Origin of the sequence: Nonomuraea sp. CA-141351, from assembly GCF_050944675.1 — a bacterium.
GTDB lineage: Bacteria > Actinomycetota > Actinomycetes > Streptosporangiales > Streptosporangiaceae > Nonomuraea.
The window spans coordinates 8836050-8854767 of record NZ_CP191982.1 but is presented as its reverse complement, the minus strand read 5'-3'; the positions used below and the strand labels follow the sequence as shown (position 1 = coordinate 8854767).

General features: G+C 70.2%; 14 protein-coding genes. 8 read left to right on the top strand and 6 right to left on the bottom strand.

Annotated elements, in window-relative coordinates; genetic code table 11:
• Positions 1-17: 17 nt before the first annotated feature.
• Together ACQPWU_RS41700 and ACQPWU_RS41695 are read right to left on the bottom strand one after the other, a co-directional pair.
• A complete protein-coding gene (locus tag ACQPWU_RS41700; protein WP_433431188.1) occupies positions 18-830 on the bottom strand; it encodes a neutral zinc metallopeptidase in 813 nt (270 codons plus the stop codon).
• Between the two features lie 43 nt (positions 831-873).
• Complete coding sequence (locus ACQPWU_RS41695) at positions 874-1761, bottom strand: neutral zinc metallopeptidase (RefSeq protein ID WP_433431187.1); 888 nt, start codon at positions 1759-1761, stop codon at positions 874-876.
• A 123-nt stretch (positions 1762-1884) separates the two neighbouring features.
• Between ACQPWU_RS41695 and dxs the strand changes: the two genes are divergently transcribed.
• Positions 1885-3774: a 1-deoxy-D-xylulose-5-phosphate synthase gene (gene dxs, locus ACQPWU_RS41690; protein ID WP_433431186.1), complete on the top strand. Its 1890-nt coding sequence runs from the start codon at positions 1885-1887 to the stop codon at positions 3772-3774.
• A 412-nt stretch (positions 3775-4186) separates the two neighbouring features.
• Positions 4187-5659 carry an amino acid permease gene (locus ACQPWU_RS41685; RefSeq protein WP_433431185.1) on the top strand — a complete coding sequence of 491 codons (1473 nt, stop codon included), beginning with the start codon at positions 4187-4189 and terminating at the stop codon, positions 5657-5659.
• A gap of 34 nt (positions 5660-5693) precedes the next feature.
• Here ACQPWU_RS41685 and ACQPWU_RS41680 read toward each other — a convergent pair whose 3' ends face one another.
• From ACQPWU_RS41680 to ACQPWU_RS41665, 4 genes are all read right to left on the bottom strand, one after another.
• Complete coding sequence (locus tag ACQPWU_RS41680; RefSeq protein WP_433431184.1) at positions 5694-6083, bottom strand: SSI family serine proteinase inhibitor; 390 nt, start codon at positions 6081-6083, stop codon at positions 5694-5696.
• Between the two features lie 90 nt (positions 6084-6173).
• Positions 6174-8264: a 3-hydroxyacyl-CoA dehydrogenase NAD-binding domain-containing protein gene (locus ACQPWU_RS41675; RefSeq protein WP_433431183.1), complete on the bottom strand. Its 2091-nt coding sequence runs from the start codon at positions 8262-8264 to the stop codon at positions 6174-6176.
• A complete protein-coding gene (locus tag ACQPWU_RS41670) occupies positions 8261-9424 on the bottom strand; it encodes a thiolase family protein (protein WP_433445418.1) in 1164 nt (387 codons plus the stop codon). Before ACQPWU_RS41670 ends, ACQPWU_RS41675 begins: the two co-directional genes overlap by 4 nt.
• Positions 9425-9485: 61 nt before the next feature.
• Positions 9486-10214 (bottom strand): hypothetical protein, encoded by a 729-nt coding sequence (locus ACQPWU_RS41665; RefSeq protein ID WP_433431182.1) that lies wholly within the window; start codon positions 10212-10214, stop codon positions 9486-9488.
• Positions 10215-10417: 203 nt separating this feature from the next.
• Here ACQPWU_RS41665 and ACQPWU_RS41660 point away from each other — a divergent pair, with 203 nt between their 5' ends.
• The 6 genes from ACQPWU_RS41660 (at position 10418) to ACQPWU_RS41635 (ending at position 18717) form a co-directional block, all read left to right on the top strand.
• A complete protein-coding gene (locus ACQPWU_RS41660) occupies positions 10418-11896 on the top strand; it encodes an LCP family protein (protein ID WP_433431181.1) in 1479 nt (492 codons plus the stop codon).
• A 305-nt stretch (positions 11897-12201) separates the two neighbouring features.
• Positions 12202-13290: a hypothetical protein gene (locus tag ACQPWU_RS41655; RefSeq protein ID WP_433431180.1), complete on the top strand. Its 1089-nt coding sequence runs from the start codon at positions 12202-12204 to the stop codon at positions 13288-13290.
• Positions 13291-13370: 80 nt separating this feature from the next.
• Complete coding sequence (locus ACQPWU_RS41650; protein WP_433431179.1) at positions 13371-14363, top strand: LacI family DNA-binding transcriptional regulator; 993 nt, start codon at positions 13371-13373, stop codon at positions 14361-14363.
• A complete protein-coding gene (locus tag ACQPWU_RS41645) occupies positions 14360-15133 on the top strand; it encodes a sugar phosphate isomerase/epimerase family protein (RefSeq protein WP_433431178.1) in 774 nt (257 codons plus the stop codon). Before ACQPWU_RS41650 ends, ACQPWU_RS41645 begins: the two co-directional genes overlap by 4 nt.
• Positions 15134-15159: 26 nt before the next feature.
• Positions 15160-16086, top strand: a complete 927-nt coding sequence (locus ACQPWU_RS41640) for an alkaline phosphatase family protein (protein ID WP_433431177.1) — start codon at positions 15160-15162, stop codon at positions 16084-16086.
• Between the two features lie 60 nt (positions 16087-16146).
• The gene (locus ACQPWU_RS41635) at positions 16147-18717 is read left to right on the top strand and encodes a PEP/pyruvate-binding domain-containing protein (protein ID WP_433431176.1); all 2571 of its coding nucleotides are present in this window, start codon (positions 16147-16149) and stop codon (positions 18715-18717) included.
• The last annotated feature ends 1 nt before the right edge of the window (position 18718 follow it).

Genomic DNA, 18718 nt, shown 5'->3' with positions numbered 1-18718 from the left:
TCGCGGATCATAGAGGACTACTTGGACACTTTGGACTTGGGCGCCGTCCATGTGTTGCAGCCGCCGGCCGACTCGGTGTCGAAGCCGCTCTTGAGCCAGCGCCCGATGTTCGAGGCGTTGCCGTGCGTCTTCTCGCCCCAGCCCTCGACCTTCACGCCGATGGCTGACAGGTCGAGGCCGGTGCCGCCGTTCTTGACGAGGTAGGTGAAGTCGGTGTCCGGGCGGCCCAGGGAGTGCCAGACGCTGCCGATGAACACGCCTCCCAGGCACTCCGCCTGAAGCTCGAAGCGCCGTGCCTCGTCGAGCACGCGGGCCTCGTTCTTGCCGTTGTACCGCGTCTCGACCTTGAACATGCCCGTGAGGTGCTGGACGTGGTGGCCGTACTCGTGGGCCAGGACCAGCATCAGTATCAGGTCGTTCGGCTCCTCGACGAGGTTCCAGCTCAGCAAGTAGGTGATCTTCTTGTTCCCCGGGCAGTAGATCGCCTGTGCCCCCTCCGGGAACTTGCCGCAGCCCGTGGCCGTGCCGACCTTGGTGATCACCTGCAGCGAGGGCTTGCTGAAGGCGTAACCCGCCTTCTTGATCTTGGGCTCCCAGGCGGCGTTGAGGCAGTCGAGCACGACGTCGAGGTAGCCCTTGACCTCGTCCAGGCTCCCGGACGGCACTTTCGGCTCCTCGCACGTGTCGAAGCCGAGCTTGCCCGTCTTGTAGATCGGGTTTTTCGCCAGTACGGGCTTGTATGCCGGAGCAGCGGTGGCCGCGTGGGCCGTGCCGGCGAAGAGCAGGCTCGCCAGGGCGCCTGCCATGAGCGCCAATCGGGGGATACGCATGAGAAGGCACCCTATTAAAGAGGGAGTTCCAGGTAAAGGAATATTAAAGTGTATTCGTGGGTGAGGCGGACCAGGTGTTACATGCGCCCGGAGTCCCGCGGTTGAAGCCACGTGTCATCCAGGCCGCCTGCGTCGGCCCCCTGCCGTGGTCGTTCTGCGGCCAGCCCTTGGCGCCGTTCTTCCTGAACCAGTCCACGGTGTACGCCCAGTCGGCGTCCGTGACCAGCTCCGTCCCCTTCAACGTGCTCATGAAGACCGAGGAGAAGCATTCGGCCTGCAACTCCGAATTGCGTGAGAGCTGCAGCCGCTTGGCCTTTCCCGCCACGTTCCTGGCGGCCCAGTAATAGTTCCAGATGCCGGAGGTCTGCTGGACGTGGTGGCCGTACTCGTGGGCGATCAGGCGGGTGATGCCCAGCGGGAACGGGTTCCTTAACTGGTCCCTGCTGATCATCAGGTACATCGTGCGGTCGGTGGAGCAGTAGACGCCGTCGGCGCCCGCGTTCCACGCGCCACAGGGTGTCTTGATCTTGGTGGTGATGATGCGCAGCCGCGGCTTGGCGAAGGGCAGCCCGGCTTTGCGGAACTGGGCGCCCCACGCCTTGTTGAGGCAGTTGGTCACACGGGTCAGGAAGCGCCGGTAGGCGGTCATGCTTCCGGCCGGCAGGTCGCCCGGCGTGCAGTTCACGTCGGTCAGGCGCCCGGTCCTGTAGAGCGGGTTCGCCGTCGCCAGCGCCCTGCCGATCGACGGGCCCTTCTGCGACTGGCTGGAGACCTTGGAGGGCGGGGAGGCGGCCTGCTGGGCCTCGTTCTGCGGCTCCGTCGAGGTGGTGGCCACGTCGGCCAGCACGAGCACCAAACCGGCCGCTGCCAGGGCAAGTGCCAGCATGGCGACCGCGAGAGCCGCAAGTTTGCTTTTGGGGACGGAGTTCATATGTCCCGAAAGACTAGGTCAAGATCGGACATATGTGGGTGGATTTGACTCGATGGAGTCAGTGAGGCCTCCGGGAACTAGACTCGGAGCGTCGGCGCACAAGAGCAGAGGGGAGTCGGATCCGTGAGCGGGTTGCTGGGCTCGATTAAGGGACCGCACGACGTCAAACGGCTCGCTGTCGAGGAGTTGCCACGACTCGCGGGGGAGATCCGTGATCTGCTCGTCGACTCGTGCGCCAGATTCGGCGGCCACCTCGGCCCCAACCTCGGTGTGGTCGAGCTGACCATCGCCGTGCACCGGGTCTTCGACTCGCCGGACGACCCCATCGTCTGGGACACCGGCCACCAGGCGTACGTGCACAAACTGCTGACGGGAAGGGCCTCGGGCTTCGAGGCGCTCAAGCAGGAGGGCGGCCTGTCGGGCTACCCGAGCCAGGCCGAGTCCGAGCACGACTTCGTGGAAAACTCCCACGCCTCGACCGCGCTCTCCTACGCCGACGGCCTGGCCAAGGCGTTCAAGCTGCGCCGCGAGCACGACCGCACGGTGGTCGCGGTGATCGGCGACGGCGCGCTGACCGGCGGCATGGCATGGGAGGCGCTCAACAACATCGCCGCCGCCAAAGACCTGCCGGTCGTGATCGTGGTCAACGACAACGGCCGTTCCTACTCGCCCACGATCGGCGGCCTGGCCTCCCACCTGTCCTCCTTGCGGGTCAACCGCAGGTATGAGGACATGCTCGAATACGTCAAGGAGAAGTTGGGGAACGTTCCCGTTCTCTACGACGCGCTCCACGGCTTCAAGAAGGGCGTCAAGGACGTCCTGGCGCCGCAGGTCATGTTCGAGGACCTCGGGCTGAAATACGTCGGCCCCATCGACGGCCATGATGAGCAGGCCATGGAGGCGGCGCTGCGCAAGGCCCGCGACTTCCGCGGCCCCGTCATCGTCCACGCGCTCACCCAGAAGGGTCGCGGCTACACGCCCGCGGAAAACCACGACGAGGACCAGTTCCACTCGCCCGGCGCCTTCGACCGGGCCACCGGCGCGGAGAAGCCCAAGGGCCGCATCTGGACCAACGTGTTCAGCGAGGAGCTCGTCCGGCTCGGCAAGGAGCGCGAGGACCTCGTCGCGATCACCGCGGCCATGCTCCACCCGACCGGCCTCAACGCGTTCGCCGACGCCTTCCCCGACCGCATCTACGACGTCGGCATCGCCGAGCAGCACGCGCTGACCAGCGCCGCCGGGCTGGCGCTCGGTGGCATGCACCCGGTCGTGGCCGTCTACGCCACGTTCCTCAACCGGGCCTTCGACCAGCTCCTCATGGACGTCGCCCTGCACCGGCTGCCCGTCACCGTGGTGCTCGACCGGGCGGGCGTCACTGGCGACGACGGCGCCAGCCACAACGGCATGTGGGACCTGTCGATTCTCCAGGTCGTCCCGGGCCTGAGGATCGCCGTGCCGCGCGACGGCGACCGGGTGACCGAGCTGCTGCGCGAGGCCGTGGAGGTCACCGAGGGGCCGACCGTGCTGCGCTTCCCCAAGGGCCCGGTCGCCGAATCGATCGAGCCGGTGGGCAAGCTGGGCGAGATGGACCTGCTGCGGGCCCCCGAAGGCGACCCCGACGTGCTGCTGGTCGGCGTGGGCCCGATGGCGCAGGTCTGCATGGACGCCTCGGTCCTGCTCGACGCCCAGGGCATCTCGGCCACCGTCGTCGACCCCCGCTGGGTCAAGCCGCTCGACGAGGCGCTGGTGCTGGCCTCGAGTGCCCACAAGCTGGTGGCCGTCGTCGAGGACAACGGCCGCGTGGGTGCCGTGGGCGACGCCGTGGCCCGCCTGCTGCGCGACTCCGACGTCGACGTGCCGGTGCGTACGCACGGCATCCCGCAGGAGTTCCTCGACCACGCCAAGCGGGCCGCGATCCTCGGCAGGATCGGCCTGACCGGACAGGACCTCGCCCGGCAGATCACCGAGGCCGTCGCCAAGCGCACCTCCCACGAGGAGCCCGCCCGCCGTTGACCACCCCGCGGCGTCGATCCCCCAGCACGGCGATCAACGCCGCGGCCACCACCGGCGGCACATCCACTTCGCGTGCTGCCACACCACCCCGCCCGGCGGCGTTCCGCTCCGTCCGGCGCCGACGCCGCTCTGCCCGGCCCGGCCCCGCCGCGACGCTCGCCCGCCTCCACCACCGCGCGGTGCGGCGGCACTCGCATGATCGAGGTGGCCGTCTGGTGGCCGGGCACCAGGGCGATGAACACGCGCACCGCCCGTCGCGGCCGACGCCTCGGCTTGCCGCAGCAGTGGCTGTCTGTGGTGTCCGTCGAGCGTGCCGGCCCGCCCTCCCTCCCGCCCAAGCCGGCCGGAGAACGGGCCGTTGTCACCGTGTGGCCAGGCATGGTCACCCAGGGCGTGGGAAGGTGCACTGGTTGTGGAGATCTTTCGCACGAAGAGTGTCGAGCAGTCGATCCGCGACACCGAAGACCCCGAACACCAGTTGCGTAAGCGCCTCACCGCCACTGACCTGACGATCTTCGGCATCGGGGTGATCGTCGGCACCGGGATCTTCGTGCTCACGGGAGAGGTCGCCAGGGAGGTGGCGGGGCCCGCGGTGGCGGTCTCGTTCGTCGTGGCGGGCATCGTCTGCGGGCTCGCGGCCTTGTGCTACGCCGAGTTCGCCTCCACGATCCCGGTCGCCGGCTCGGCCTACACCTTCGCCTTCGCCACCCTGGGCGAGTTCCCCGCGTGGGTGATCGGCTGGGACCTGACCCTGGAGCTGGCGCTGGCCGCGGCCGTGGTGTCGGTCGGCTGGTCGGGCTACTTCGCCTCGATGCTCTCGTCCGTCGGCATCCACCTGCCCAGCGCCATCGCGGGCGAAAACCCCGTGGTCAACGTGCCCGCCATCGTGATCGTCCTCCTCCTCACCTCGATCCTGGTCGCCGGGATCAAGGTGTCCTCGCGGGTCAACCTCATCCTCGTGATCACCAAGATCCTTGTGGTGCTGCTGGTGATCGGGGCCGGGCTTTTCTTCGTCAAGGCCGCCAACTACACGCCGTTCATCCCCGAGGCGGTGTCCACGCCGCGCGTGGGAGGGCTGAAGGCGCCGCTGATCCAGGTGCTGTTCGGCGTCACGCCCGTCGCGTTCGGCGTGCTCGGCATCTTCTCCGCCGCGGCGATCGTGTTCTTCGCGTTCATCGGCTTCGACATCGTGGCCACGGCCGCGGAGGAGACCATCCATCCGCAGCGCGACGTGCCGCGCGGCATCATCGGCTCGCTGGCCATCTGCACGGCTCTCTATGTCGCCGTCTCGCTCGTCGTCGTCGGCATGCAACGCTACGACCGGCTGAGCACCTCGGCGCCGCTGTCCGACGCGTTCACCTCGGTCGGCTACGCCTGGCTGGCCACGATCATCAGCGTCGGCGCCATCGCCGGGCTGACGACCGTGGTGCTGGTGCTGCTGCTGGGCCAGACCCGGGTGCTGTTCGCGATGTGCCGCGACGGGCTGCTGCCGCGCCCGCTGGCCAAGGTCCACCCTCGCTTCGGCACGCCGGCCCGGCTCACGATCGTCATCGGAGTGGTGACGATGGCGCTGGCCGGGTTCGTGTCGTTCGGCGAGCTGGCCGAGCTGGTGAACATCGGCACGCTCTTCGCGTTCGTGGTGGTCTCGATCGGCGTGGTCATACTCAGGCGCACGAGGCCCGACCTGGAGCGGGCGTTCCGCGCGCCGCTGGTGCCGGTGCTGCCGATCCTGTCCGTGCTGGCCTGCCTCTACCTCATGCTCAACCTGCCGGTGGAGACGTGGCTGAGGTTCCTGGTCTGGATGCTCGTCGGCGTCATCGTCTACTTCTTCTACGGCTACCGCCACAGCAGGACCGCGACCCCCCGGGCCAAGAGCGACGACTGAGGGGGCGGGCGCGATCCCCGCCCCCTCAGTCGTGTCAGAGGGTGAAGACCTCTCCTGTCGCGGCCTTCACCAGGCAGGCGTTGTCGAAGACCTTGCCCCAGCGCACCTTCTTGCCGTCCCAGCGGCCCTGGATCGCGACGGCATGCGGCTGCAGCTCCCGCGTGCAGGCGGCGTCCGGCGAGACGTTGAGCCGCTCGGGATGCCCGTCGACCTTCTCCAGCAGCTGGCAGGCCGCGCGGGCGTCCGGGTGGGTACCCCCGGCGGGCCCGCATTGGAGCCGGACCGTTGTCGGCGACCCGCCCTTCACCGCGATGCCGACCTTGAGCTGGGCCTTCGGCGCCTTCGGGCGCGCGGCCAGGGCGGGCGACGACATGCCCAGCATGACGATTCCGCAGACCGCGACGGTGCCAAGTACTCGGATCATGACTACTCTCCGTTCGTAGGACGCTACAAAACGCTACGACGGAGGTCCAAATAGGTTAAGGAGGCCCGCCGGACGGGCCTCCTTAAAGGATCAGACAGGCACTGAGGCGATCCCCGGGGCGAGGAAGCGCGGCTGGGCGATGCCCGTCCTGTCCAGGTATGGAGTGATACCGCCCAGATGGAACGGCCAGCCCGCCCCGAGGATCATGCACAGGTCGATGTCCTGCGGTGCGGCGACCACACCCTCCTCCAGCATGATGCGGATCTCCCCGGCCAGCGCCGACAGGACGCGGTCGCGTACCTGCTCGGCGGTGGACGGAGACGAGCCGCCGGAGAAGACGGCCACCGCTTCGGGGTCCAATGTGAAGTCGGGACGGTACACACCCGGCTTGCCCGTGGCGACCAGCTTGGCCATGTTCTCCGAGACGCCGAACCGGCCGGGGAAGGCCTCGTGCAGCGTCTCGGCCACGTGCAGGCCGACGGCCGGGCCGACGAGCTGCAGCAGCGCGAACGGCGTCATCGGCAGCCCGAGCCCGTCCAGCGCGTGCTCGGCCACCTCCAACGGCGTGCCCTCGTCCACGGCCGCCACGACCTCGCCCATGAAACAGGTCAGCAGCCGGTTGACCACGAACGCGGGGGCGTCCTTGACCAGCACCGACGACTTCTTCAGCGTCCTGCCCACCGCGAACGCCGTGGCCAGCGTGGCGTCGTCCGTCGCGGCGCCGCGGATGATCTCCAGCAGCGGCATGACGGCCACCGGGTTGAAGAAGTGGAACCCGACCAGCCGCTCGGGATGCTCCAGATCGGCGCCCATCTCGGTCAGGGAGAGCGAGGAGGTGTTCGTGGCCAGCACGCACTCGGCCGAGACCACGGCCTCCACCTCGGCGAACACCTGCTTCTTGACCGCCAGGTCCTCGAACACGGCCTCGATCACGAAGTCGGCGTCGGCGAAGGCGTCCTTGGTCAGGGAGCCGGTCACCAGACCCTTGATCCGGTTGGCCTGGTCGTTCGAGATGCGGCCCTTGCCGAGGAGCTTGTCGACCTCGGCGTGCACGTACCCGACGCCCTTGTCGAGCCTGGCCTGGTCGAGGTCGGTCAGCACGACCGGCACCTCCAGGCGGCGCGCGAACAGCAGCGCCATCTGCGAGGCCATCAGCCCCGCGCCCACCACGCCGACCTTGGTGACCTTGCGGGCCAGCGACGCGTCGGGTGCGCCCGCGGGCCGCTTGGCGCGGCGCTGCACCAGGTCGAACGAGTAGAGCCCGGCCCGCAGTTCGTCGCCCATCAGCAGGTCGGCCAGCGCCTGGTCCTCGGCGGCGAAGCCCTCGTCGCGGGAGGCCGTGCGGGCCTGGGCGATCAGGTCGAGCGCGCGGTAGGGGGCGGGTGAGGCGCCGCGCAGCTTCATGTCCACCAGGAAGCGCGCGTCGCCGACCACCTTGTCCCAGTCCTCGTCGTGGGACGGCCGCTCCACGGCCGGCTCGCCCTTGATCACGCGGGCGGCCCAGCGCAGGGACTCCTCCAGGAAGTCGGCGGGCTCGAACATCGCGTCCGCGACGCCCAGCTCGTACGCCTCCTTCCCCCTGATCATGCGGTTCTGCGAGAGCGGGTTCTCGATGATCAGCTTGATCGCGTTCGCCGGGCCGATCAGGCGGGGGAGGAGCTGCGTGCCGCCCCAGCCGGGCACCAGGCCGAGGAAGCACTCCGGCAGCGCCACCGCGGGCACGCCGGAGGAGATGGTCCGGTACGTGCAGTGCAGCGCCACCTCGAGCCCGCCGCCCATCGCGGCGCCGTTCACGAACGCGAACGACGGGATCGGCAGCTCGCCCAGCCTGCGGAAGACGTGGTGGCCCAGCGCGCCGATGGCCAGGGCCTCCTCGTGTGTGGTCAGGGCGGCGGCGCCCTTGAGGTCGGCGCCGACGGCGAAGATGAACGGCTTGCCCGTCACGCCCACGGCGGCCAGGTCGGTGCGCTCGGCGATCTCCGACAGCGCGCCGTCGAGCGCGAACAGGCCGTGCGGGCCGAACGTGTTGGGCTTGGTGTGGTCGAACCCGTTGTCCAGCGTGATCAGCGCCATCGTGCCCGCGCCGTGGGGGAGCTGCACATCGCGAACGAGCGCCTTGGTGACGACTTCGTCGGTGTTGCGCTCGCTCAGCAGCGCCCGCCAGGTCTCGAGGTTGCTCATGCCAGGTTCTCCCAGATCACAGTGCCGCCCATGCCCATGCCGACGCACATGGTGGTGATGCCGTACCGCACGTCGGGACGCTCGCCGAACTGCCGCGCGAGCTGCGTCATCAGCCGCACGCCCGAGGAGGCCAGCGGGTGGCCGTAGGCGATGGCGCCGCCGTACTGGTTCACGCGGGGGTCGTCCTCGGCGATCCCGAAGTGGTCGAGGAAGGCCAGCACCTGTACGGCGAACGCCTCGTTGATCTCGAACAGCCCGATATCCGAAATGTCCAGGCCCGCCAGCCGGAGTGCCCGCTCCGTGGACGGGATCGGCCCCACGCCCATGACCTCGGGGTCCACGCCCGCGAACGCGTAGGAGACGAGCCGCATCTTCGCGCCCAGCCCCAGCTCGTCCGCCACCTCCTTGGCCGCCACGACGCAGCCGGTGGCGCCGTCGTTGATGCCGGAGGAGTTGCCCGCCGTGACGTTGCCGTGCGGCCTGAACGGCGTCTTCAGCGCGCTCAGCCCCTCCATCGTGGTGCCGGGTCGCGGCGCCTCGTCCTCGACCGCCAGGCCCCAGCCCTTCTCCGCCGTCCTGATCGCGGTCGGCACCAGGTCGAGCTGGATCTTGCCGTCGGCGTACGCCTTGGCCGCCCGCTCCTGCGACAGCACCGCGTACGCGTCCGCGCGCTCCTTCGTGATCGCCGGGTAGCGGTCGTGCAGGTTCTCCGCTGTCATGCCCATGACCAGCGCGCTCGGATCGACCAGCTTCTCCGACAGGAACCGCGGGTTCGGGTCGACGCCCTCGCCCATCGGGTGACGGCCCATGTGCTCGACGCCGCCCGCGATGGCCACGTCGTACGCGCCGAACGCGATGCCGCCCGCGACCGTGGTGACCGCGGTCATCGCGCCCGCGCACATGCGGTCGATGGCGTAGCCGGGAACGCTCTTGGGCAGCCCGGCCAGCACCGCCGCCGCCCGGCCGATGGTCAGGCCCTGGTCGCCGATCTGCGTGGTCGCGGCGATGGCGACCTCGTCCACCCGCTCGGGCGGCAGGTCGGGGTTGCGCCTGATGAGCTCGCGGATGACGCGGACGACCAGGTCGTCCGCGCGGGTCTCCGCGTACAGCCCCTTCGGTCCTGACCGGCCGAAAGGCGTGCGCACGCCGTCGACGAACACGACGTCACGAGAGGAAGGCACGGATTCGCTCCTCGTTGGAGAGTGGGGTTCCGTGCCTATGCTACTCGCCAGTAACTACTCCGCAGACGAGAGCGACGGTCAGCAATGCGTAAATGACGGCCGTGCCCGGCTCCCAGAGATGGGCGCGGGCCCCGACCAGGGCCGCGACCGCCACGGCCGCGCCCGTCCAGAGCGCCGCGCCCTCTCGCGGGCACGCGCCACGGCCGGGGTCCCACGGATCGCCAGGTGATCCGCCCGGCCGCAGGGCACGCACCAGCATCCCCACCGCGTCACGTGCCCACCACAGGACGAACAACACCCCCGCCGCGAGACTCGTCACCGCCAGCGCCTCGGCGGCCCAGGCCAGGGCGTCGGCGAAGGCGTACAGGGCGGCCTCGCGGAAGAAGTGCGGCGCCGTCCAGCCGAGCAGCAGCGTCACCGCCCAGCCGCAGGCCACGGCGAGCCGGCTGAGTGGCCGCGCCCAGCCCGAGCGGGCGACGGCGTAGAGCTCGCGCTCTCTCTGGTGGACGAGCCGGGCACAGGCGCCCCAGACGTACTGGGTGATCGCCAGTGCGGGCAGCGCCATCATGAAGACCGCCAGCGACAACACGGCCAGTGGCAGCGTCTGCTCCTTGGTCGGGGCCCGGTCGGCGAGCAACTGGGCGGTGGCCAGCAGCGCGATGGCGGCGGAGAGTGCGACGAAGGCCCGGCGGCGGGCGGCCCTGGCCGTGGCCCGCAACTCGGTCAGCTCCTGAGCGCCTGGAGGGGGCGCCGTCTCGGTCAACAGCATGCATGTCATGATGGCGTCACTCCTCGTAGCGACGCCCCGGATTCGCGGGCTTTGGATGGAGCCCTCGCTAGCACGGAAGAGTGGCACCCCGGTGAATTGCCGCCGTCGTCAAGATGGCGCGACAGTCCTTGAGTCACGGGTTTTCTCAGTACACTGCGCGTCACCGGAAGGGGAACGCGTTTCTCTTCTGCGGAGGGGGGCGTGTGAGACAGAGCGCGAAATATCCGGTGGAAGCTCCACCTCGGCGGCGCAGCCGCGAGCCGGGCCCGCGACGGCGGGTCTCCGTGCTGGGGTGGGTCAGCATCGGGCTGACGTTCGTGCTGGTGGCCGTCTCGCTCGCGGCATACGCGTACGTGCGGAGCGTCGAGGCCGAGATTCCCCATCAGCCCATCGTGGTCGGCCCGAACCGTCCGCCCGAGACCGGCGCACTCAACGTGCTGCTCGTAGGCTCCGACTCCCGTGAGGGCGACAACAAGAAGTACGGGCCCCACCTCAAGGAGATCGGCGAGCGCACCGACACGATCATGCTGCTGCACATCTCCCCGAACCGGGACAAGGCCACCATGATCAGCTTCCCGCGTGACTCCATGGTGATGATCCCCGAGTGCCGGAGCCGTACCGGCACCGTGCTCCCCGGGGGGCTGCGCCAGATCAACTCCGCCTTCAACGACGGCGGCATCAACTGCACGATCATGACCCTCGAGTCGCTCACCAACATCAAGATCAACCACTTCGTGAAGGTCGACTTCACCGGCTTCAAGGGCATCATCGACGCCATCGGCGGCATCGAGATCTGCCTGCCCAAGGCCGTCAACGACCCCAAGTCCAAGCTGGTGCTCAGCGCGGGCAAGCACGTGGTGAACGGTGAGCAGGCACTGGGGTATGTACGTACCCGGTACGCGCTGGGCGACGGCAGTGACCTTAGCCGGATCCAGCGCCAGCAGGTCTTCCTCACCAAGGTGCTGGAGGCCGTGACCGACGGCGGCCTGCTCACCAACCCCGCCAAGCTGAACTCGTTCCTCCTGGCCAGCGCCAAGGCCGTCACCGTGGACGACGAGCTCACGCTCGACCGCATGGTGGAAATCGCCTACAGCGTCAAGGGCCTGACGGCCAAGGAGCTCAAGGGCATCACCGTGCCCACCGAGCCCTATCCGGCCGACAAGAACCGGGTTCAGTTCAGCCAGCCCGCCGCTCGTGACTTCTTCGAGAGCGTACGTGACGACGTCGAGGTCACCGCGACCCCCGCACCCGGCAAGTCCGCCGCGCCCAAGATCGAGAACAAGCAGGTACGCGTCCAGGTGCTCAACGGCACGGGGGAGCCGGGCAAGGCGGTCCAGGTGGCCGACGAGCTGGCCGCGCAGGGGTTCGTGATCACGGAGGTCGGCAACGCCGCCACGACCGCGAACACCGCCGTCCGGTATGCCAAGAAGGACGCCGCGGACGGGGCCGCCTACGGGGACGCGGTGGCCGCGCGGCTGTCCAAGGACAAGAAGACGCCGGTGGCGGGCAAGGTACGGCCGGTCAACACGCAGCCGTACAAGTCCCGGGCCGTCCAGGCGCCGGACGGGCCGATCATCCAGCTCGTCATCGGGACGGACTGGCCCGGGGTGCGCGTGGTCTCGGCGATCCCTGACTCGCTCAAGGACAAGGTCGTCGACTCCAGCACCAACCCGTGCCTGTGACATCCGTTCACGGGTCGGGCGGGCCGAGACGGCCGTAACGCGCCCGGTCCGTTCGGCGCCGGTCCGTAGCGCTCATCCGGTCTTTTGTATGCCTTTGTAAGCAGGCCGCAGCACTGGCATTGCTTAAAGTGACGAATGTTACAGAGAGTGTTTTTAGGGAAACATGTGAAATTTCCGGACAAGCTGAGGTTTGGTCTGCTAGGAAAGGGCGCGGTCCGAATTCGTATCAGAGAGGTTCCATCGTGGCGCGCGACGAGAACGACAGGCCATATGAGGATGGGCAGGGGAGGTCGTTAAACCCTGAGATGACGGGTGACGTGCTGTCCCCGCGGTGGAGCACTGAGGACACCGACGAGCAGCCCGCCATCCAGGTCGTCGGCAACGAGACCTACATCCTCCCGCTCGACAAGGGCTCGGCCGGTGAGCCGCAGCTCATCGAGGGTCGTGACGTGCTCGACGACGGCCCCCACGACGTGCTCGGCGGCTCAAGCGGCTCGCATGACCTGTACGCCGGGGCCGGCGGTTCCCATGACCTGCTGGGCGCTCATGACCTCGGCGGTCCCAGTGGCTCGCACGACGTGCTCGGCGAGCCCGGCGCGAGCGGCACGCGGGACCTGCTCGATGAGCCGAGCGGCCCGCACCGCATCGACGACGACAACCCGTACCTCCCGCTCGACCGCAGCTACGAGGGGGGCCTCGACGACGACCGCGAGGACGAGCGGCCCAAGCGCGGCTTCCTCGGCTCGGGCTGGACGGACGACTCGGACGAGGGGCGCTCGCGTGGCCGTTCCGGTGACGGCGAGGGACGTGGCCGTTCCGGTGACGGTGAGGGCGAGGTGCGCCGCCGTACCAGGAAGCTGCTGGTGGCGGCCGCCGCGGTGGTGCTGGTCGGCGTGGGCGCGGGCTTCCTGCTCACCGGCAACTCCTCCGACGACCCCTGCAAGGCCGGTCAGTGCGCCAGCGCGGGCGAGGTGACCTCTCCTTCGGAATCCGCGTCCCCCGAGGACACGCCCTCGGACGAGGACACTTCCGAGCCCACCGAATCGGACACCCCTGAGCCGACCGACTCCGAGTCCGAGGACCCGGCCACCCCGCCGACGCAGCGGACGCGGCACACGCGCGAGCCCTCGGCCCGTCCGACGAACACGCGCATCGGCCAGCCCACGGCGAAGACGAGCACCCGGCCCACCCGCGCCCCGCAGACCCGGGCGCCGGACATGGGCAACGACACCGGTGACGACCCTGCCGACAACACGGTCCAGACCAAGGCGCCGGAGTCCAAGTCCACCGAGGCTCCGCCCACCCAGGCCCCCCAGACCCAGGCGCCCGCGCCCGCGCCCACGCCGACGAAGGAGAGCAAAGGCCTGCTCGACATCCTGTTCCCCTGGGCCTGAGCCCCATAGGGTGCTCACCAGGGGATGCGGATCCAGGTGCTGGTCTGGCAGACTTGGAAACCGCTTTCCGGGGAGGTCTCGTGGTCACGCTTGAAGACGTCGCCAGGCAGGCCGGCGTCTCGCTCGCGACCGCCTCGCGGGTGCTCAACGGCAGCACCCGCCAGGTGGGCGCGGCCCTGCGCGCGCGCGTCGAGCAAGCCGCCGACGAACTGGGCTACCGCGCCAACATCGCAGCCCAGACGCTTGCCCGCGGGGCGAGCAACGTCATCGGCATCGTCGTGCACGACCTGACCGACCCCTACTTCGCGGCCCTGGCGGACGGGGCGATGCGGGCGGCCGCCACCGAGGGCCTGCTGGTCATGGTGGGCACCACCCACCGCGACCCCGAACAGGAGATCGCCTACGTGGCCACGCTGCACGCCCAGCGCGTGCGGGCGGTGCTGCTGGTCGGCTCGCGCGTCGCCGACCCAGCCGTCACGGGGCGGCTCCGCGACGAGCTGGCCCGATACCAGTCGGGCGGCGGCCGTGCCGCCTGCGTGGGTCAGGACCTCCTCGGCGTCGACACCGTCGCGCCCGCCAACAGGGAAGGGGCGGCCGAGCTGGCCCGCGCGCTGGCCAGGCTCGGGCACACGCGGTTCGCGGTGCTGGCCGGGCCCCCGCACCTCGTCACGGCGGCCGACCGGTGCGCCGGATTCGCCGGGGCGCTGGAGGAGCTGGGGCTGCCCGCGCCGCAGGTGATCCAGGGGCCGTTCGACCGCGACGGCGGCTATGCCGCGGCCCAGCAGGTCGGGGACGCGACCTGCGTGTTCGCGGTCAACGACGTGATGGCGGTCGGCGCGCTGGCGGCCTACAGGGAGCGCGGGGTCAGGGTTCCTGAGGACGTCTCGGTGGCCGGGTTCGACGACATCGTGACACTGCGCGATCATGTGCCCGCGCTGACGACCGTGCGGCTGCCGTTGAAGGACATGGGGGCGCGGGCGTTGGAGCTGGCGCTGGGCGAGGAGGACGCCGTCGTGGTCGAGCAGGTGGCCGGCGAGGTCGTGCTGCGGGAGAGCGTACGGAGGCTGGCGTGAAGCTGGCGGTCAGCACGCTGGGGATGCCCGGCGAGGGGCTCGACAGGGCGATCGAGATCGCGGCCGGGGGCGGCTGTCAGGGCCTCGAGCTTCGCCTGCACCAGGACACCGGGGTGCACAGCGGGCTCGACGCCGCGGGGCGGCGCTCGGTGCGGGAGCGGGTGGAGCGGGCAGGTTTGGAAATTTCAGCGCTCGCCGGATATGTCGGCATTTGTGAGCCCGGGGCCGACGAACCGGTCATCGAGGCGCTGACCGCAGACCTCCAGCTGGCCGCCGACCTGGGGGCGCCCGGCGTGCGGGTGTTCCCGCGCGGCGACGACCCCGCCGTCGGCGCCCGCAGGCTCAAAGCCGTCTCCGGTACGGCCTCCGCGCTCGGCACGCTCGTCCTCGTCGAGACGCACGACCTCATGGCCACCGGCGCGGCGGTGGCCGGGCTGCTGGCCGAGGCCGCCTGCCCCGAGACCACCGGCGCGATCTGGGACCTGCTGCACCCGTGGCGCCACGGCGAGTCCCCGGCCGACACCCTGGCCGCGCTGGGCCCGTACCTCACGTACGTCCAGGTCAAGGATGCCGTCTCGGCCGAGGACACCACGCCGGTGCCCATGTGGACGGGGTCGGTGCCGCTGGACGAGTCGGGCGAGCTGCTGCGCGGGGCCGGCTACGACGGGTGGGTGTCGCTGGAGTGGGAGCGTACGTGGTATCCGCAGGTCGCCCCGGTCGGGGAGATCGTGCCGGGAGCGGCTGACTGGGTACGGCGCTTCGCCCCTTAGATGGCATCGCCGCTTAGATAGGGGGCATGCCCACTTCTAAGCGGAACAAGGTGCTCGTCGTCGGCATGGACGGCCTGCGGTTCGACCGGCTCCAAGCCCTGGGTGCGCCCGTGCTGGACGCGCTGATGTCCTCCGGCGCGTACGGCACCAGCAAGCTCCCCTACGGCGAGGCGGGAACGCCGCGTACGGAGTCGCCCGGCGAGGTCGTCCCCAAGTCGCCCGAGCCGGGCAGCCGGGTCATCGCCTCGCGTACCGACTCGGGTCCCGGCTGGTCGTCGATTGCCACCGGGGTCTGGCCGGACAAACATGGCGTGGTGGACAATGGCTTCGCCAAGCCTAACTTTACGAAATTTCCGGACTTCCTGACTCGTGCGAAGAACGCCCGGCCGGAGCTGAGCACCGCCGCGTTCTTCTCCTGGGCGGCGCTCGACGAGCACGGCGCCTTCAGCCGGGCGATCGACCACCGGCTGGTGCTGGACGGGTACGGGATGGGCACCTGGGCAGCCGCCGACAAGCAGGTCGCCGAGGCCGCCGAGCGGCACCTGGCGGCGGCCGATCCCGACGCCGTCTTCGTGTACCTGGGTGACACCGACGAGGTGGCCCACGACCTCGGCCCGCACTGCCCCGAGTACTTCGCCGCGCTCCAGACGCAGGACGCCTACCTGGGCCACCTGCTCGGCGCCGTCCGCGGCCGGTCCACGTACCCCGATGAGCGATGGACGGTGCTGGTCACGACCGACCACGGGCATGTGGACGGCGGTGGGCACGGGGGGACCTCGGACGAGGAGCGCACGGTGTTCGTGATCGCGAACCGGTTGGGCGATGACCTGGGCGGCCGCCCGCTCGGTGAGCCGCGGCTGGTCGACGTTGGGCCGACGGCGCTGGGCGTGCTGGGCGTAGCGACCGACCCCGACTGGGATCTGGACGGCACGGATCTTTTCATCAACTGTTGAATTTCTGCCGGGAAAGCGTGAAACTGATTGACAGGACGCTGAACCGCAGAGGAGCACGCGATGAACACGGCACTGGCCTTCGCCGAGGTCGACGCGGGAATGCTGGCCGAGGTGGGCGGCAAGGCCGCGAACCTGGGCGAGCTGACCAAGGCCGGCCTGCCCGTCCCGCCGGGATGGGTGCTGACCACGGAGGCGTACCGGCAGGTGGCGCAGGGCCTCGAGACGAGCGGCGAAGGGCTCGCCGAGAGGGCCAGGCGGCACCTGCTCGAGGCGCCTGTGCCGGAGGCCGTCCACGAGGCCATCGTGACGTCCTACACCGCCCTGGGCGACGACGTGCCCGTCGCGGTCCGCTCCTCGGCCACGGCCGAGGACCTGCCGTTCGCCAGCTTCGCCGGGCAGCAGGACACCTTCCTCAACGTGGTCGGCGCCGAGGCGGTGGTGGACGCCGTACGCCGCTGCTGGGCCTCGCTCTGGACCGACCGCGCGGTCGCCTACCGCGAGTCCAACGGCATCGACCACGCAGCCGTGCGGCTCGCGGTGGTCGTCCAGGTGATGGTGGACGCGCGGGTGGCGGGGGTGATGTTCACCGCCAACCCGGTGACCGGGCGGCGGCTTGAGACCGTCATCGACGCGAACCCCGGCCTCGGCGAGGCCGTCGTCTCCGGCGCCGTGAACCCCGACCGCTTCGTCGTGTACGGCGGCGAGATCCTCGAACGCCACGCCGGCGACAAGCGCCTGATCATCCGCTCGGTGCCCGGCGGCGGCACGGAACGCGTCGAGACCTCTCACGAGGATCTCTGCCTGACCGACGATCAGGTGCGCGCGCTGGCCGGCCTGGGCGTCCAAGTCGAGGACCATTACGGCGCGCCCCAGGACACCGAGTGGGCCATCGACGAGGACGGCAAGATCTGGCTCACCCAGGCCAGGCCGATCACCACCCTCTACCCGCTGCCCGAGCAGACCCGGCCCGGCCTGCGGGTGTACTTCTCGGTCAACGTGGTTCAGGGCGTCATGGCGCCCTTCACCCCGATGGGGCTGTCGGCGTTCCGGCTGATCAGCGGTGGAGCGGCGAGGCGGTTCGGCTACGGACCGGCCGACCCGCTCGACGGCGCGCCGTTCGCCGCCGCGTCAGGGCAGCGCATGTGGCTCGACCTGACCACGGCCGTCCGCAGCCGCTTCGGCCGCGCCGTGCTGCCGCGCATGCTCGCGCTGGGCGAGGCCCGCGCCGTCCCCATCTTCGAGCAGTTGATGCAGGATCCGCGGCTCTCTCTGACGTACACCTCACGCCTCCCGGTCCTGCGCGCCGTGCGCAGGTTCGCCGGCGCCATCCACGCCCCCTCCAGGATCCTGCTCGCGCTGGCCAGACCCCGCGAGGCCCTCGGGTACACCGCCCGCCTCGGCACAGAGCTGGACCGGCGCCTCGTGCCGCCCGCGTCGGCCACCCCCGAGCAGCGTCTGGACCACGCCGAGCGCCTGCTCGCCGGCACCTTCCCGGTCATCCTCTCGATCATGCCGATCGTGCTCACCGGCTACGGCCTGTTCGCGCTGGCCTCCAAGCTCTCCGGCGTGCCGCTGAACGACATGCAGGACATCCTGCGCAGCGTCCCCCACAACCCGACCACGGAGATGGACCTGGAGCTGTGGGACCTGTCCACCCGCGTCGAGCCGGAGCCGTTCAGGGAGAAGCCGGTGGCCGAGCTGGTCGACCTCTACCAGGCCGGGGGGCTCCCGCCGGTCGCCCAGCGGGAGATCACCGCGTTCCTGGACAAGTACGGCCACCGGGGTGTCGCGGAGATCGACCTGGGCGTGCCGCGCTGGTCGGAGGAGCCCGCGCACATCATCGGCGTGCTGGCCAACTACCTGCGCATGGACGGCGGCGCCGACCTCGCGCCCTCCGCGCTGTTCGCCAAGGGCGCCGAGCAGGCGCGCTCGGCCATCGCCCACGTGGTGTCCGCGGCCCGGCGCAAGGGCTGGTGGCGGGCCCCGGTGGTGCGCTTCGGGCTGCGGCGTACCCGGGAGTTCGCGGGACTGCGCGAACTGCCCAAGTTCTACCTGGTCAAGACCCTCGCCGGGGTGCGGCAGAGCATGCTGGTTGTCGGGGAGCACCTGGTGGAGCTCGGCGTCGTGGACTCCGCGAGAGACGTGTTCTTCCTGAGCTTCCGGGAGGCCAGAGCCGCCCTGGGCGGGGGCGACCTGCGCGAGGTCGTGGAGGAGCGGCGGGCGGCGTACGGGCAGGAGTCGCGCCGCAGGCACGTGCCCAGGGTGCTGCTGTCCGACGGCACCGAGCCCGAGGCGCTCGCGTCCGCGGCCGCGGATGGCGCGCTGACGGGCACGGCCGCCTCGGCGGGCACCGTCACGGGCGTGGCCAGGGTGGTGCTCGACCCGATCGGCGCCCACCTGGAGCCGGGCGAGATCCTGGTCTGCCCCTCGACGGATCCCGGCTGGACGCCGCTGTTCCTGACGGCGGGCGGGCTGGTGATGGAGATGGGCGGCGCCATGTCGCACGGCGCGGTGGTGGCCAGGGAGTACGGCATCCCGGCCGTCGCCGGGGTGCCCGACGCCACCCACCGCATCACCACGGGCCAGGAGATCGAAGTGAACGGCGCGGCGGGGACCGTGACGCTATTGTGAT